Source organism: Curtobacterium sp. MCPF17_003, from assembly GCF_003224385.1.
Lineage (GTDB): Bacteria > Actinomycetota > Actinomycetes > Actinomycetales > Microbacteriaceae > Curtobacterium > Curtobacterium flaccumfaciens.
In genome coordinates, this window is the sequence record NZ_QKLC01000011.1 from 17,406 (window position 1) to 31,043 (window position 13,638).

Consider the following 13,638-nt stretch of genomic DNA (forward strand, 5'->3'; position numbering starts at 1 on the left):
TGCCGACGACGCGAGGTTGCCGTTCTTCCCGTTCCCACCGAAGGGGGTGAGCCCGCCGAGGTCGCCGATGCCCTTGAGCTTGTCGATCGCGCCGGACAGGATCTTCTGCCCGACACCCTTGGCGACATCGAGCATCCCGCCGGCACCGGGGATCTGGCCGATGAGCCCCTTCGCGAGCTTGCCGAGGGTCCCCATCGGGTCGGAGACGACCGACTGGGCGGTCTCGGCGGCGTTCTTCGTCCAGTCCCACGCCTTGCCAGCCTTGCCCGCGATCCAGTCCCACCCGGACGACGCGGCACCGACGAGCCCGCCCTTGGCGTACCCGTTGTTCGCGATCGCGTGCAGCTTCGCGACGCCGAGGCGCGCGGTCTGCTCCTTGGTGAAGACGAACTCGCCGCGGTGGACGATGCCGGCGGGGTCGTACTTGCCGCCGTCGCCGGTGTACCCACCCGTCGCGAAGCCCTTGGGCAGCGACACGTCCGGGAGGTGCTTCGTCTTGAAGAAGTCGGCGGCCTTGTTGAAGTTGTCGATGATCCCCTTCTGGATCACCGTCTCGACCACGAACTTGATCGGAGCCTTCACGACGGACTTGACCAGGTCCCACGCTTTGCCGATCCCGTCCTTCATCGTGGAGAAGGCCTTCGGGATGGTGTTCTTCGCGATGTCGACGATCTTGTCGAAGACGGGCTTGATCCAGGATTTCCAGACGCCGCGCACGACGGTGCCGATCGCGGAGAAGACCGGGCTGATGATCGTGTCGCGGAGCCAGGTGAACACTGGGCCGAGGGTGTTGCGGAGGAATCCGACCACGGCCGAGAAGATCGGCATGACGATCCCGTTCCACCAGGCGGAGAACAGGGCACCGATCCAGGTGAAGACCGGCGAGATCACGCCGGACCACAGCCAGGAGAAGGCTGCGCCGAGGGTGTTCCGGACGAAGCCGACGACGAAGCCGAAGATCGACGACACCGTGGTCCACCAGACCGAGATCGCCGCACCGATCCAGGTGAAGACCGGCTGGATGACGCCGGTCCACAGCCAGGAGAACGTCGCACCGAGGGTGTTGACGATCAGGCCGACGATGCCGGAGATGGCCGAGGCGAAGATGCCGCCGGCCCAGACGACGATCGCGCCGATCAGCTGGAAGACCGGCGAGATCCAGCTGTTCCAGAGGTAGCCGATCGCGTTGCCGATTGCGGTGAGCGGCGGCTGGATGTAGTTCGTCCACAGGGCGGCGAAGAACCCGCCGACGGTCTGCACTGCGAGGGCGATGCCGGTGAACGCGGGCTGCAGGATGGTCTGCCACAGCCAGGTCGCCCCGGCGGCGATGCCGTCCCATGCGGGCTTGATCGCGTTCTCCCAGAGCCACGTGAAGGCATCACCGACCGCTGCGACCGCGACCTTGATCGCGGCGAAGGCGGTCTGCACGATGGCTTGCCCGAGCTTCGTTTGGGTGAAGAACCAGACGAGACCGGCGACGAGCGCGCCGACGATGGCGATGATGATGCCGACCGGCCCCATCGCGACCTTCACGGCAGCGCCGAAGACGCGAAGTGCGCCAGCGCCGATGAGCATCGCGACAGTGCCGACCGTCGTCGCGGCGGTCGAGATCCGCTGCGCGAGAGTGAGGCGGCCGAGCGCTGATGCGTTCTGGTTGGTGACGCCGGTGTTGGCGGCGGTCGCGGCAGCGGAGACACCCATGCCGCGGGCGGTCGCGTACTCAAGGCGCGCGGCTTCGAGGCGGAGGATGTTCCGCTTGATCTGCACCGGCAGGGCCAGGAGCTCGGCGGTGCGGAGCACGACCGAGGCCCCGGCCGTCGCCCGGGAGGCGAGCTGCCAGGCGATGAAGCCGGCGACGATCAGCGGCATGTACTTGACGATCGTGTCGACGTGGTCGGCGAGGAAGCCGAGCCCGCCGGCGAGGACGGTGATCCCGGCCGCGGCGAGCTTGCCGGCGGAGTCGCCAAGCTCCGGCAGCTGGTCACGGAACGCGGTGAAGGCCGGGGTCAGCTTGGACAGGGACGCACCGACGCTGCCGAGGGCGGTATCGGTGTCGCCGCTGCTCAGCGAGGTGAAGACGTCGCGGACCTTGCCGGCGAACGCGGAGGCCCCGGCGATGACCTTGCCGAAGTCGACGCGGTCGATCCACCCGGCAAGGGCGGCCATCCCGGCCGAGACCTTCTCGTTGAGGACGTCCGCGTAGGGCTGCAGCGCAGCTGTGCCGCGGTCGACTGCCCCCGTGATGGAGGTGAAGAGCTGGGGAGCGCCAGCGACCGCTCCGGAGAGGAACATCGCGCCGAGACGGCCGAGGGACGCGCCGACGTTCGCCCACGCGCCGCGGACGGTCTTCCCGGAGGCGAGTGCCGCGCCGCCGATGTTCTCCTCGATGACCTTGCGGAAGGTGGCCGCGTCGACCTCGCCCTTGCGGACCATGTCGGAGAGGTCGTCTGCGGAGACCTTGTACTCGTCCTGCAGCCACTGGAAGATCGGGATGCCGCGGTCGGCGAGCTGGTTGAGGTTGTCGGTGTAGACCTTGCCGCTGGTGGTGGTCTTGTTGATGATCGAGCCCATCTCGCCGAGCGAGGTGCCCGCGATGGTGGCTGCGTCAGCGGTGAGCTTGAGGTACTTCGTGAGTGCCTGGCCGGGCTTGATGCCGGCGGCGACGGCGTTCGAGGCGACACCGGCGGCGTCGCCGAGCCCGAACGCGGTGCCCTTCACGGACGCGAGGGCGCTGTCCATGATCTTGGCGATGCCCTCGGTGGAGGTCTTGAGGCCGGCGAGCTTGCCCTTGGCGTCGTCGATGTCGAGGAGCCGGGCGATGCCCTTCTTCGCAGCGACGGCAGCGATGCTCGCGCCGATGGCCGTGACGCCCGCACCGACGATCGCGGTGGACTTCACGGCCATCGACCCGACCGACTTGAGGAAGCCGGGCGACATCTTGCTGCCGATGGATGTGCCGAGCGCCTGCGGGTTGATCTCCCGCTCGATCGCCCGGCCGGCACCCTTGGCCTGCGGGACGACGGAGACGTATGCGATGGCGGACTCAGTCGACATGGGTCAGGCCCTCCCTGTTTCTTCGCAGCACCTCCCGCGCTGCTGCAGGGGTGAGGTTGGTCTTGCCGAGGCGGTTGGTGTTGGCGTTCGGCCAGGGGCGCGGGTACGGCTTGGGGCGGGGGCTGCCCTTGGTCCACTGGGCGGCGGCGAACTGGTCCATCGAGTCCGCGTTCTGGATCCACTCGCGGCTGACGGGGAAGTCCCATCCGTGCTGCGCGGCGAAGAGCACCGATGCGGTGTCGCGGGTCGCGACACGCAGAAGGCGGTCGACCTTGACGTGGTCGACCGCCTTCGCGATCTGCTCTTCGGTGGAGTCCTCGTCGTCGCCGATGTCGTCGACGTCGAGGCCCAGCTGGTAGAGCTCCCAGACGAGCTCGTCGGGGTAGGACTCCGCTAGCTGTCGGAGTCCTTCGATTCCCCCAGGCCGACGTGCTCCGCCCAGTGCTCGAAGACCGTCTCGATGTCCTCGAGGTCGACGACGGCACGGAAGTCTTCGGGCAGGACGAGCTCGAGGAACTTGTCCATCGTGGCGACGCCGAGTTCGCGCTGCCACTCCTCCTGGACCTTCTTCTCCGGGTTGCGCGGCTTCTTGTACTGCGCCCGGATGGTCATGATCTCGGCCGGGATGCGGCCGGGCAGCGTGTACTCGGTGCCGTCGTACTCGACGACCAGCGGCGGACGGGACTTGGCCTTGATCTGCAGGGCCTTGGTGGCGGTGTCGCCCATGTGGTTCTCCTAGCTCGGTGGGAGTGCTCGGAAGGGGTAGGAGGTGTGCCGGGGCCCGAGCGCCCCGGCACACCGGTTGGTCACTCCTTGGGCGCGGACGCCTTCGAGGTGGTCTTGGGGGTCGCCGTGCCGGTGTCGGGCTTGTCGCTCGACTCGGTGGTGGCGGTCGGGGGCGTCGGCTTGACGTCCTCGCCGGTGATGAGGACCCAGATGCCCTTGTCCTGGATCTCGCGCTGCTCCGGCGTGACTTCCCGGATCTCGTCCGTCCGCATGTTGCGGACGTGGATCGGCTTCGCCGCGGTCATGCGCCGGCCCCCGCGGTGGTGTCGAGGGAGCCGTACCACTTGACGGCGGAGTAGGACTCGCCCGTCTCCTCGTCGGTGATCTCGTAGCCGGTGATGGTGATCTCGTAGCCGATGGGCTCGCCGTTGACGTAGACCTGGTCGCCGACCTCGGTGATCTCGCCGTCCGGGACGTCGACGCGGATCAGGTCTTCCTCGTCGATGACGTCCACGGCGAACCGGCGGCGGCCGCCGGTCTTCGACGGGTTGATCTTGATCGAGCCGTTGTCGGCGACCTTCGCGCCGTAGTAGAGCTCGATGTTCTCCTTCTTGGTCTCGAGGAGGACGCAGGCGTACTTGATGGAGGACTCGGTGACGGGCTCGCGGACGAGCGCACCGTTCTGCCACGCGCGGATCTGGTTCGTCGACCGGTCGCGGGTCTCGGTCACGCCGCCGTCGCCGATGTAGCCGTGGTCGATGTAGCCGGTCAGCGCGCTGGTGGCGCTGGTGGGCCGCGTCGCGGTCTTCGGGGCGCTGTACACCGCGCCCGTGACCGCTACGCGGACGTTCTCTGCTTCGAGGGACACGAGGGCCCTTCCTTCCAGTTGTGGTGTGGTGGGCGTGTGCCCCTGGGGTCCCTGCTCGGTGGGAGGAACGAGAGAAGCCCCGCCGCCGGCAGGGCTTCGAGATGGTGGGTCAGAGGCTGCGACCGCGATGTCGCAGCTCGAGCTGCGCGGTCTGCTTGAAGTAGCCGTCCGCCGCGGGGTCCTCGTTCGGGCCGCCGTTGACCTCGGCGAACGTGATGGGAGAGCCGTCGACCATGCCGCCGGCTCCGCGCGAGGTCGCCAGCGCGAGGACGAGGTTGATCAGGTCGGTCGTTGTGCCCTGGTCGTCGGTGATCACGTCGACCGTGACGTAGGAGGTCCGGACGGTGTTGCTCGTGCCGCCGCCGGGGCTCGTCGTCAGGACGACCGCGCGGCGGCTGTCGGCCGACTTCCGGTCGGAGACCTCGACGCCGGCCGCGTGCGGCTCGCTGCGCGCCGTGAGGAGGGCGTCGGTGCGTCGGATGAGGTGGGCGAGGAAGTCGTCGTAGACGATGCCGTACACGGGCCCTCCTAGCGGGACTGGGCGTTGCTGAGGACCTGGCGCATCGCGGAGATCAGCCGGGCGCGTTCCCACACCTCCGCCTCGACGCGGAGGCGGACACGGGAGTTCGAGGTGCCAACGCCGGTGCGGATCGCGGTGACGGTCGCGCCGCCGGGAATCTGCGCGGCAATGTCGTCGGCGTAGGGGCGCAGCTGGTCCTCGATGCCCTTGGACGCGAGGACGGCTCCGAAGCCGCGGCGGTTGAGGACGACGCGTGACTTAGGCACTGACGTAGTCCTTCCGCTCAAGCTGCACGACGGAGCCTGGCTTCCAGTCGCTCATGCCGGTCGACCAGTCGGCCTCGTCGGCGAGGACCCTGTAGCGGGTGCCGCGGACGGTGAGCTCGTCGTCGGAGCCGATGCCGGCGACGACGGGAAGGTAGAGGGTGATCCGGGTGCTCGAGGTGTTCTCAGCGGTCCCGGTGACCTCGTCGCCGAGGTTCGGCGCGACGAGCACGTCGTCGAGCGGGGTGTCGGCGTCGGCGAGGATCGGCTTGTTGTACCGGTCGCGCTTGCCGGTGTCGGTGCGGTGGTGCCAGGTGACGGTCTCGCCGGTCATCAGTACCCCTGCACGATCAGGCCGTACGACTTCACCCGGTACGACTGCGCCACCTTGACGTCGTCAGGGGCGAGGCGCGGTGCGGCTCCCTGCGCCCATGCCGCGTACGTCTCCTGCACGCTGAACGGGCCGCGGGTCTCGCCGCGCTGGGAGACGCCGGCGCGAGCGCGTGGGTCGGCCTCGAACAGCTGGGCGACGATGCCGGCGACCGTGGTGACCACGAGGCCGGGAATGGCGTCGTAGCCGTGCTCGTAGTCGACGACGACGAACGTTCCGGTCTGCGCCGGTACCTCGAGGCGCTGCCCGAGGAGCGTGAACCGGTCGCCGGGCTGGCCGTCGACGGTTAGGACCGCGCGCACGGGGCGCTGCGGGAGGGTGAGCCCGCCGGCAGTCACCCGGAGCCGGTTGGTGGACCGGCCCGGGGTGAACTGCTGGCGGGCTTCGAGGCGGAACAGTTCCGACACCTTCGTCAGGTGTGGGATGACCTGCTTCGCCTCAGAGGTGGTGAGGTCACGACCGAGCGCCGCGACGACGTCTTCCTTCGTTGCCAGCTCGTCGGCCATGACCTCACTCCTCTCAGGATCCCGCGGAGGCGGTCTTCGCGGTGAACGTGACCTTGACGGCGCGGACGAACTGCAGCTTGGGCGTGTCGTCCGCGTTGAGGTCGAGCGACCCGTCCGCCTTGGTCTTCGGGTCGAGGACCGGCGCTGCACCCGCGAAGGAGTGCACGATGGACCGGTCCTTGAGGTGGTCGCTGTCGTAGTCCCACAGCTGCGTGACGGCGAGGCCGTTCCCAGCCGCGACCGCACCGCCCTTGGCGACGCCGTTCGGGACCACCGGCGCGACGTTCGCGATCGCGACGGCCGACTCGTGCACGAAGAACGAGGCGGACGGGTCGAGGGCGTCGAGCTCGATGATGGTGAAGCCAGCCAGGCGGCCGACGACACCGTCACGGAGCGCCTCAGGCAGCCCGGAGGTATCGACCTCGAGCAGCTTGTCGTAGCCGGCGATCGCCTCGGAGACGTCCGCCCCGACGAGCCAGTAGCGGCCGGTGACGGGGACGTGCGCGGTCTGGAACAGCTTCCGCGCGCGGATCGCGACCTTGCGGGGGTCGGACTCGACGTCGAGGGCGCTGTTCTGGTCGAACTTGACGGTGTTGACGTAGGTCGCCCCCGTCAGCGCTCCGACGACGATGCCCTCGATGTACTCGGCGACCGCGGTGACCTGCGGAGCCTGGATGTCCCGGACGTAGTTGATCTCGTCGAGGGTCTCCTCCTCCGGCGAGAGGTGCACACCGGAGTAGACGTGCTTGTTGAGCCCGACCTGCATCTTGGTGTTGACGAGGCGGTCGATCACGATCGCGTCGTCCCCGCGCCACGGCTTCTCGCGCGCGACGAGGACCGCCGGACGCTTGATGTTGATGACGTCGCCGGCGGCTCCCGCGAAGTCGGCGACACCGTACTTCGTGGTGAACAGGCTCGGGGCCTTGACGGTCTTCCGGAGCAGAGCCAGCGCGGTCTGCGCGAGCTTCTCCCCCTTGGTGAAGATGTTTGCCACGATTCCTCCTTGGATGGTTGAGATGGCCGCTTGGGGTTCGTGGCGAACACCAGCGGGGGTTACCTGGCGGTCGCTGCCGCCACGATGTCTTCGGCCGACATGTCGCCTTCACCGATCTGCTCACCGGTCTTCCCCTGCCCGTCGGCCGAGGGGCCGGCGGCGGGTGCGGGGACCAGGGCGAGCAGCTCGTCGGCGTGCGCCTCGAGCTCTTCGCGAGTCGAGCCTCGGAGGGCGGATGCGTTGATCTTGCGATCCCCGAAGCCCTTCTCCGTGGCGATCTCCTCGCGGAGCTTGGCGGCTGCCTCCTTGGCCTCGCGTTCCGCGTTGACCTTCTCGGCTGCCTCGGCGCGCTCCTTGAGCTTGTCGAGCTCGGTCTTGGTGGCCTCTTCGTGCTCGTCGAACTTCTTCGCCTTCTCGGCGTTGTCCTTCGCGCGCTGTTCGTTCTGCCGGGAGAGCGTCTTCCACTTCTCGGCTTCGGCCTCGGCTGCGGCGAGCTTCTCCTCGAGCGTTGCGCCCTCGGTCTGCTTCGTCTTGTCGTCTTCCGACATCGGTATCTCCCGTTTCGGGTTGGGTGGTTGACCGTTTCGGTCACTCCCCGCGGGTGCGGGGACGTCAGTTGAGCGCTGCGATGTCCGCGGCGCTGGTGAACTTGTCGGACCGCCACGCGAGGGTCGGTCCGAGCTCGCCGTGATCGTTGACCACGACGAGGTCCGTGAAGTCGCTGAGCGGCTTGCCCGCGGACGACGTCTTCTCGATGCTGAGGTCGCGTGCGCCGCGGTCGGTGCCGCCGAGCTTTTGGTCGATGAGCGTGTGGGTACGCTCGAGCAGGTCCGGGTCGAGGATCGTGCCGGGCCCGTCGGCTTCCCGGACGGGCTGCACGCCGCAGTCGCAGCCGGGGTGGATCGGCATGAGCTCCGACTTGGAGTACTTCTGCGTCGATGCGATCGCGCAGAGCGCGCAGTTCTCGAGGCCTGTGAGGACCCGGCGGTAGCCGTAGAACCCGGACGCCTCGATCGCTCGCTGCGCTTGCCGGTTCTTCGCCTGCTGCAGCTCGGTCGCGACGATGGTGAGCATCCGGTCGAGGCCGTACGCGACCGCTGCGTCGAACGGGGAGCCGTTCGACAGGGCCGTGTACAGCGTGACCGCGCCGCGGCGGTAGACGTCGGCCGAGGGCACGCCTCGGTAGCCGAGGATCGCGTCCCGGTCGACCGTCGCCGGCGCGAGCTCGGCACCGGTGACGCGGGCGGCCTGCCCGATGTAGGCGTTCGTCAGCGTCGCGGTCGCGAGCTGACCGGCCTGCACCTGGGGCAGGATCTGCGAGATCAGCCGGTCGATGTCGGCGTCCCGGTAGTCCGGCGAGGTATCCCACCGGGCGGCCGTGACCGCGAGGGTCCGGTCTCGGATCTGCTTCGTCGTCGTCTGGTGCGCGGCCGTCAGCTGGTCAAGCGTTGCCAGTGGCACTCGGTGCTCCGATCAGAGTCGCGGCGAGCAGCTGCTCCGCGGACCGGTCCGTCTCTTCCTGGTCGATCTCGTCCGGGGACATGCCCCAGATGTGCTCGTCGATCCAGCGCTGCGACTTGCCGCCTGCCTTCGCCTGCGCAGCCGCCGACGCCTTCTCGCTGAGCGACACGTGCTCCGGCGTCTCGAAGGTGATCTGCACCGTCTCGCCGTCGTCGAGCCCGAGGATCTGCAGGGCTGCGAGCATCGAGCCTTCCATCGGTGCGCCGGCGCGGGCGATGCGGTCCTTCGCCTTCTGGATCTCGCCCTTGTGCGCGTTCGCTGCCCCGGTCGCGGACTGGTTCTGCCCCTCGGGCACGAAGACGTCCAGCGGGGTCCGCATGACGGCAGCGAAGTCGCGCGCGTCGACCTTCTCGCCCTCGAGCAGGGGACGGATGTCGGTCGCCGGCGACTCCCACACGTCGATGCCCTCGGGCAGGTCCCAGAGCGCGCCGGGGGCGGGCTCGAGGATCTTCGCCCAGTCGATCGCGTTGTCGTCCTCGTCGGTCGCGTCGAGCCCGCCCTTGAGTGCGCGCTGCTTGAACGCCTGCATCGCCGTGGTGACGAGGCGTTGCAGCTTGCCGAGGTTGATGCGGTCGATGACGTCGATGTGCGGCTCGAACTCCGCGACACCGTCCTTGTTCTCGAGGACGTAGACCGGCACGCCGCCGGTGTAGGTCTCCGGCTCACCGAGCGGCTCCCACTCGCCGTCGACCTGCGGAATCGGTGTTCCGGTGCTGCTGGTCGACTTCCGGGTGAAGTGCTGCCGCTCGCCGGGAGTCCAGACGAGCGCGTGATCGAGACCCGTGTCGGGGTCGCGCCATGCCTTGAGTGCGGCGCGCGCTCGCCAGGGCTGTGTCGGGTCCGATGCAGTGATGACCTGCTCGGGGATCTCGGCCGTGATGATCGGGCTGCCGTCGCGGACGCCGACGATCAGGTAGGCGACGCTCGTGGTGAGCATCGTCGAGATCGCGTCGCCGAACACGACGTCGAGGCGGTTGTCGCGCCAGACGCGCCGAGCGGCCAGGACAGCGGGGCTCGTGGTCGAGGTGCCCACGCGGACACCGTTCGGCACGATGCGGCCGCCGAGCGATTCGCATGCCAGGCCGCCGTAGTTGGTGCGCGCCTTCTTCTGGAACGCCTTCCACGTGGCCTTCGTGTTCTTGCCCATTTCGGGCAGGGGCGCGCCGCCGTTCGAGTAGGACCGGTTCTTCGCGATCCGCGCCTGGCGGGCGTCGAGACGCTTCGCCAGGACCGGGAGCCATTCGGCGGGTGTGGTAGCCACAGGACCCCTCTCAGTAGATGCGGCGGGCGGCGGTCTTCTTCTTCGTGAGCTTCATGCCGAGCGCGTCGATGCCGGCCGCGTAGGCGAACATCGCGCCCCAGGCGGCGTCGATCTTCGAGCCGTCCGGGTCGTGCTCGGGCTTCATCAGCACGTAGCCGGACCGGCGACGGTCGCGGCGGGCGTTGATGAAGTGGGCGGTGAGCTCCTTCGAGCCGTCGTAGGTGATCGACTCGGGGCCGGCGGAGATCGCCGACTCGAGCTGGTCGAAGGTGCCCGTCGTGCGCGCGAGGTCCTTCTGTCGCCACCGGATCGGCTCGTCGCGGGACATCCGGACCTTGAGCCGCTTCGAGTACTCGGCCTCCCACGTCTTCACGTGGCCTGCCCAGCCTGCGGACGGGTCGGCGTAGAACCCGACGACGTTGTAGTCCTTGAACGCCTGCCGGATGGCCGCCTCGATCTCGAGGACCGGCGGCCGCCACCCGTCACCCTTCGGACCGTCGGGCTGTTCCCAGACGCCGATCTTGAAGAGGTGCTTCTGGGTGACGGAGTAGCCGATGAGGACCGTCGAGTCGGCGGTGCCCTTGCCGGGCTTGCGCCCCTCGGAGCCGTCGAAGCCGAGCGTGACCGGCTCGGTCTTCGAGATGACCTTGTCGAGGTCCTGGATCGCGCGCAGCTCGGGCTGCGAGACGAACGAGTTCGTCGCGTGGGTGATCTGGTTGAGGAAGTCGGCGCGGAGCACCTGCGGGTCGTTCGAGGTGTCGAGGAACGCCAGCATCTGCCGTTGAATCGGTGCCCAGCCGGGCTCGCACGGCGGGTTGTGGATGACGCAGCCGTCGGGGTGGTCCGAGCTGTCCCCGTACGCGTACCGCAGGCCGTACTCGAGCGATGCTCGGTCTGACGGGTCCGTGTCCGCTGGCGCTTCGCGGTGGTCGTAGAGGATCTGCCGCGCGGCGGCGAGGTCGGGGTACTTGCCGGACTCGATCAGGTCCCAGTCGCGGGCGGACGCTTCCGCGACTGAGTTCTCGCCTGGGGTGAATGCGTTCGGAGACTCGATCGTGACGCCGCCGGCCTTCGTCGAGTTGTTGCGGATGTTCTGCGCGAGGCGGAGTCCGCCGTTGCCCTTCACCCACTCCTCGGTCTGGTCCATGATCGCGGCGACCTGACCGGGGAGGCCCTTGATGGACCGGCCGGACGAGGTGCGCGGCTCGATCTTGCCGCCGGGGATCGCGATGAACGTGTCCATCGGGTCGACATCGAATTCGTTGACGAGAGAGTCGAGCCGCGCCATCTCGAGCATCGGGGCCCAGGTGTTCTGCACCTGGTCATCGCTCGTTGCGGTGACCGGGACGTTGATGATCGTCTTGAAGTCCGACCAGGGCCTGGCGACAGGCTGACCGTCAGCATCCCAGCCGTCGGGGACGACCTCGAAGAGCGCTTCGCTGATACCGAGCGCCCCGAGCTTCGGGGACTTGCCCCACCCACGAGGTCGCTGGATGATCCCGCGGGTCTTGATGCGTCGGCAAGTGAGCGGGTCGATCTCGTAGAAGCGGATCAGGAACTCAAGCTGCTCGCGGGTGACGACGTAGTCGAGGAACTCGGCCATCTGGTCGGCGACGTGGAAGCCGAGAGTCGGGAACGCCTCGCCGTCGAGCGGTCGCCACGGCATCAGTTCGCCGTCGCTTCCGGGGGGAGCGCGATGCCGCCGAAGCGGTCACGCGAGCTGCGGCGGGCGGTGGTCTTCGTCTCCGCCTCCTCGGCCTGCGCGAACGTGATGCGCAGACGCGCGCGGTCCTCGGGGGTCGCGCCGAACTTCGCGGTCCGCAGCCGTAGCTCCGCGGCGAGCTTGATGTCGCCGTTCCAGTAGCGGGCGTGGATCAGCGCGGTGTCGCGGAGCTCCGACCAGTCCGTCGCGGTGAAGTCGAGCGAGAGAGGCGACGTCGCCCACATGTCCCACCACTCGCGGGTGATGGCCGGCCACTTGAACTCGCGGAGCTCGCCGTCCTCCTCGACAGCGATCGTCGGGAGGGCAGGTTGCGCGACGACCGCGCGCGGGAGGATGCGGACGACGGTCGGGTCCGAGTTGCGGCGTGCTCGCTTCTTCGGGTCCTTCGGTGCAGGGCCGTGTCCAGGCATGGTGAGCTCCCGTTTCGGGTGAGGCCGCCTGCTCCGTTTCGGTCAGGGGTCGGGTGGGACGCCCTGGCGTTGAAATGTCAGGGTGTGGTGAAACTCGGCGAAAACCCCAGACCCGTACACGGCCTCGGTCACAGCACCTCTACGACCAGGACGGACCCGGGGGGAGGGGGTGGACGGGGGCCTCTGTGCGCCCGCGTGCGCGACGTTCATCGGCCCGGCGTCTACCTGAGCCCTGGGTGCTTCTCGCGTGGCTTACGGGACGACGGGACGCGTGTGAATCGTCGTGCTTCGAGTGCTTCGCGTGCGGTCTTCTTCTCGTGGTGCCATGAGCAGAGCCACTGCAGGTTCGAGAGTGCGTGGTTGTCGCCGTGCACAATGTGGTCGCAGTCTGTGCCGACCTCGACGCAGCGTGTGCCGTCGCGCATCGTGGCTTGGCACCGGCCGCCCGCTCGATCGCGCACGGTGGCGCGTCGCTCTTCCCAGTCGCGCGGGAGTCGCTGCTTGCGTGTGCTGCCTGACCACTGCTCACCCACGTCGCGCTCCTGTCGTCAGCGTTGCTCGTCGTCGAGCTGCCATGCGTACAGCGGTGCGCCCTCGCCGTCGTAGCCGACGGGCTCGAGCGAGGTGCGGGTGTTCGTCCTGGTGCGGTGCGCGCTCACCGGGTCGAGCGGTGTCAGCTGGGCTACCGGGTATCCGGCACCTACCCCGGTATCGGGTAGGCGGGTAGCGGGGCTCCGGTCCACGATGCCCCGCCGGTCTAGCTACGGCGTCCCCGCCACGGGTGAGTGCGCGGGATACGAACCCGCTTCCACTTCACCCGGACAGTGTCGCCGTCGATGATCGGACCGCCGTCCTCCGCGAGGGCCATGTACGCGACCTTGATGTACCGGCCGTTGATGCGGCGTGCGTGCTCGTCGAGGACGTACGTCTTGTGCCGGACGATGTCGAGGACCCGGTCGTAGTCCTCGGTGCCGCGGCGGACGAGATGGTCACGGTCCCACTGGGCCGCTGCGACCATCTCCGGCGTCACTCTGATCGTCGCGCCGGCGAGCTTCATGCGCTGGGCTCGACGGGCAGGTAGGCGACGGTGCCATCGGTGAACATGACGTCGACGCCGATGAGTGCGCCGGCGGCACGCTTCACGTCGAAGCGATCGATTTCGGCGGAGGTCTTGTGCCCATGCTTCAGCAGCAGGGCACGGATCTCGGAGAGCTTCACAGCGGTCCTCCTCGTGACGTGGCCGGCCGTCCTCGTCCGGGGTCCGCATGCCAGCGCGGCTTCCCTCGGGGGTCTCGGCCTGAGTAGGTCCTCGTCGCGCCCTGACCCGAACAGGTCACGACGAGGGAAGGGATCCCCGAGCTCGACGCAGCAAGACGATGAGGTGCGTGTCTGCGGGCCGGG

General features: G+C 68.6%; 16 protein-coding genes and 1 pseudogene. All 17 read right to left on the reverse strand.

Annotated features, from left to right (window positions below; translation table 11 throughout):
• Positions 1–285 precede the first annotated feature (285 nt).
• Positions 286–3,054: pseudogene (locus tag DEJ30_RS11900) on the reverse strand (tape measure protein); the annotation flags it as partial.
• Complete coding sequence (locus tag DEJ30_RS17880) at positions 3,044–3,283, reverse strand: hypothetical protein (RefSeq protein ID WP_146238576.1); 240 nt, start codon at positions 3,281–3,283, stop codon at positions 3,044–3,046. The pseudogene DEJ30_RS11900 and the gene DEJ30_RS17880, both read right to left, overlap by 11 nt.
• Positions 3,284–3,447: 164 nt before the next feature.
• On the reverse strand, positions 3,448–3,780 hold the full coding sequence (locus DEJ30_RS11910; protein WP_110861673.1) for a hypothetical protein: 333 nt from the start codon (positions 3,778–3,780) through the stop codon (positions 3,448–3,450).
• Positions 3,781–3,860: 80 nt separating this feature from the next.
• Positions 3,861–4,085 (reverse strand): hypothetical protein, encoded by a 225-nt coding sequence (locus DEJ30_RS11915; protein ID WP_110861675.1) that lies wholly within the window; start codon positions 4,083–4,085, stop codon positions 3,861–3,863.
• Positions 4,082–4,648 (reverse strand): hypothetical protein, encoded by a 567-nt coding sequence (locus DEJ30_RS11920; RefSeq protein ID WP_110861677.1) that lies wholly within the window; start codon positions 4,646–4,648, stop codon positions 4,082–4,084. Before DEJ30_RS11920 ends, DEJ30_RS11915 begins: the two co-directional genes overlap by 4 nt.
• A 109-nt stretch (positions 4,649–4,757) precedes the next feature.
• Positions 4,758–5,168 carry a hypothetical protein gene (locus tag DEJ30_RS11925; protein ID WP_110861679.1) on the reverse strand — a complete coding sequence of 137 codons (411 nt, stop codon included), beginning with the start codon at positions 5,166–5,168 and terminating at the stop codon, positions 4,758–4,760.
• Between the two features lie 8 nt (positions 5,169–5,176).
• Positions 5,177–5,434 carry a hypothetical protein gene (locus tag DEJ30_RS11930; RefSeq protein ID WP_110861681.1) on the reverse strand — a complete coding sequence of 86 codons (258 nt, stop codon included), beginning with the start codon at positions 5,432–5,434 and terminating at the stop codon, positions 5,177–5,179.
• The gene (locus DEJ30_RS11935) at positions 5,427–5,765 is read right to left on the reverse strand and encodes a hypothetical protein (protein ID WP_110861683.1); all 339 of its coding nucleotides are present in this window, start codon (positions 5,763–5,765) and stop codon (positions 5,427–5,429) included. Before DEJ30_RS11935 ends, DEJ30_RS11930 begins: the two co-directional genes overlap by 8 nt.
• Complete coding sequence (locus DEJ30_RS11940) at positions 5,765–6,328, reverse strand: hypothetical protein (protein ID WP_110861685.1); 564 nt, start codon at positions 6,326–6,328, stop codon at positions 5,765–5,767. Before DEJ30_RS11940 ends, DEJ30_RS11935 begins: the two co-directional genes overlap by 1 nt.
• Positions 6,329–6,341: 13 nt before the next feature.
• On the reverse strand, positions 6,342–7,322 hold the full coding sequence (locus tag DEJ30_RS11945; protein WP_110861687.1) for a hypothetical protein: 981 nt from the start codon (positions 7,320–7,322) through the stop codon (positions 6,342–6,344).
• 59 nt (positions 7,323–7,381) lie between these two features.
• Positions 7,382–7,870: a hypothetical protein gene (locus tag DEJ30_RS11950; RefSeq protein WP_110861689.1), complete on the reverse strand. Its 489-nt coding sequence runs from the start codon at positions 7,868–7,870 to the stop codon at positions 7,382–7,384.
• 64 nt (positions 7,871–7,934) lie between these two features.
• The gene (locus DEJ30_RS11955) at positions 7,935–8,783 is read right to left on the reverse strand and encodes a hypothetical protein (RefSeq protein ID WP_110861692.1); all 849 of its coding nucleotides are present in this window, start codon (positions 8,781–8,783) and stop codon (positions 7,935–7,937) included.
• On the reverse strand, positions 8,764–10,104 hold the full coding sequence (locus tag DEJ30_RS11960) for a phage portal protein (protein WP_110861695.1): 1,341 nt from the start codon (positions 10,102–10,104) through the stop codon (positions 8,764–8,766). Before DEJ30_RS11960 ends, DEJ30_RS11955 begins: the two co-directional genes overlap by 20 nt.
• Before the next feature lie 10 nt (positions 10,105–10,114).
• Positions 10,115–11,770, reverse strand: a complete 1,656-nt coding sequence (locus DEJ30_RS11965) for a terminase (protein WP_110861697.1) — start codon at positions 11,768–11,770, stop codon at positions 10,115–10,117.
• Positions 11,770–12,237, reverse strand: coding sequence for a hypothetical protein (locus tag DEJ30_RS11970; protein ID WP_110861699.1), 468 nt, complete (start codon positions 12,235–12,237; stop codon positions 11,770–11,772). The genes DEJ30_RS11965 and DEJ30_RS11970 overlap by 1 nt, the downstream gene beginning before the upstream one ends.
• A gap of 757 nt (positions 12,238–12,994) precedes the next feature.
• The gene (locus tag DEJ30_RS11980) at positions 12,995–13,294 is read right to left on the reverse strand and encodes a hypothetical protein (protein WP_110861704.1); all 300 of its coding nucleotides are present in this window, start codon (positions 13,292–13,294) and stop codon (positions 12,995–12,997) included.
• The gene (locus DEJ30_RS18225) at positions 13,291–13,455 is read right to left on the reverse strand and encodes a hypothetical protein (RefSeq protein WP_181420121.1); all 165 of its coding nucleotides are present in this window, start codon (positions 13,453–13,455) and stop codon (positions 13,291–13,293) included. The genes DEJ30_RS11980 and DEJ30_RS18225 overlap by 4 nt, the downstream gene beginning before the upstream one ends.
• Positions 13,456–13,638 lie beyond the last annotated feature (183 nt).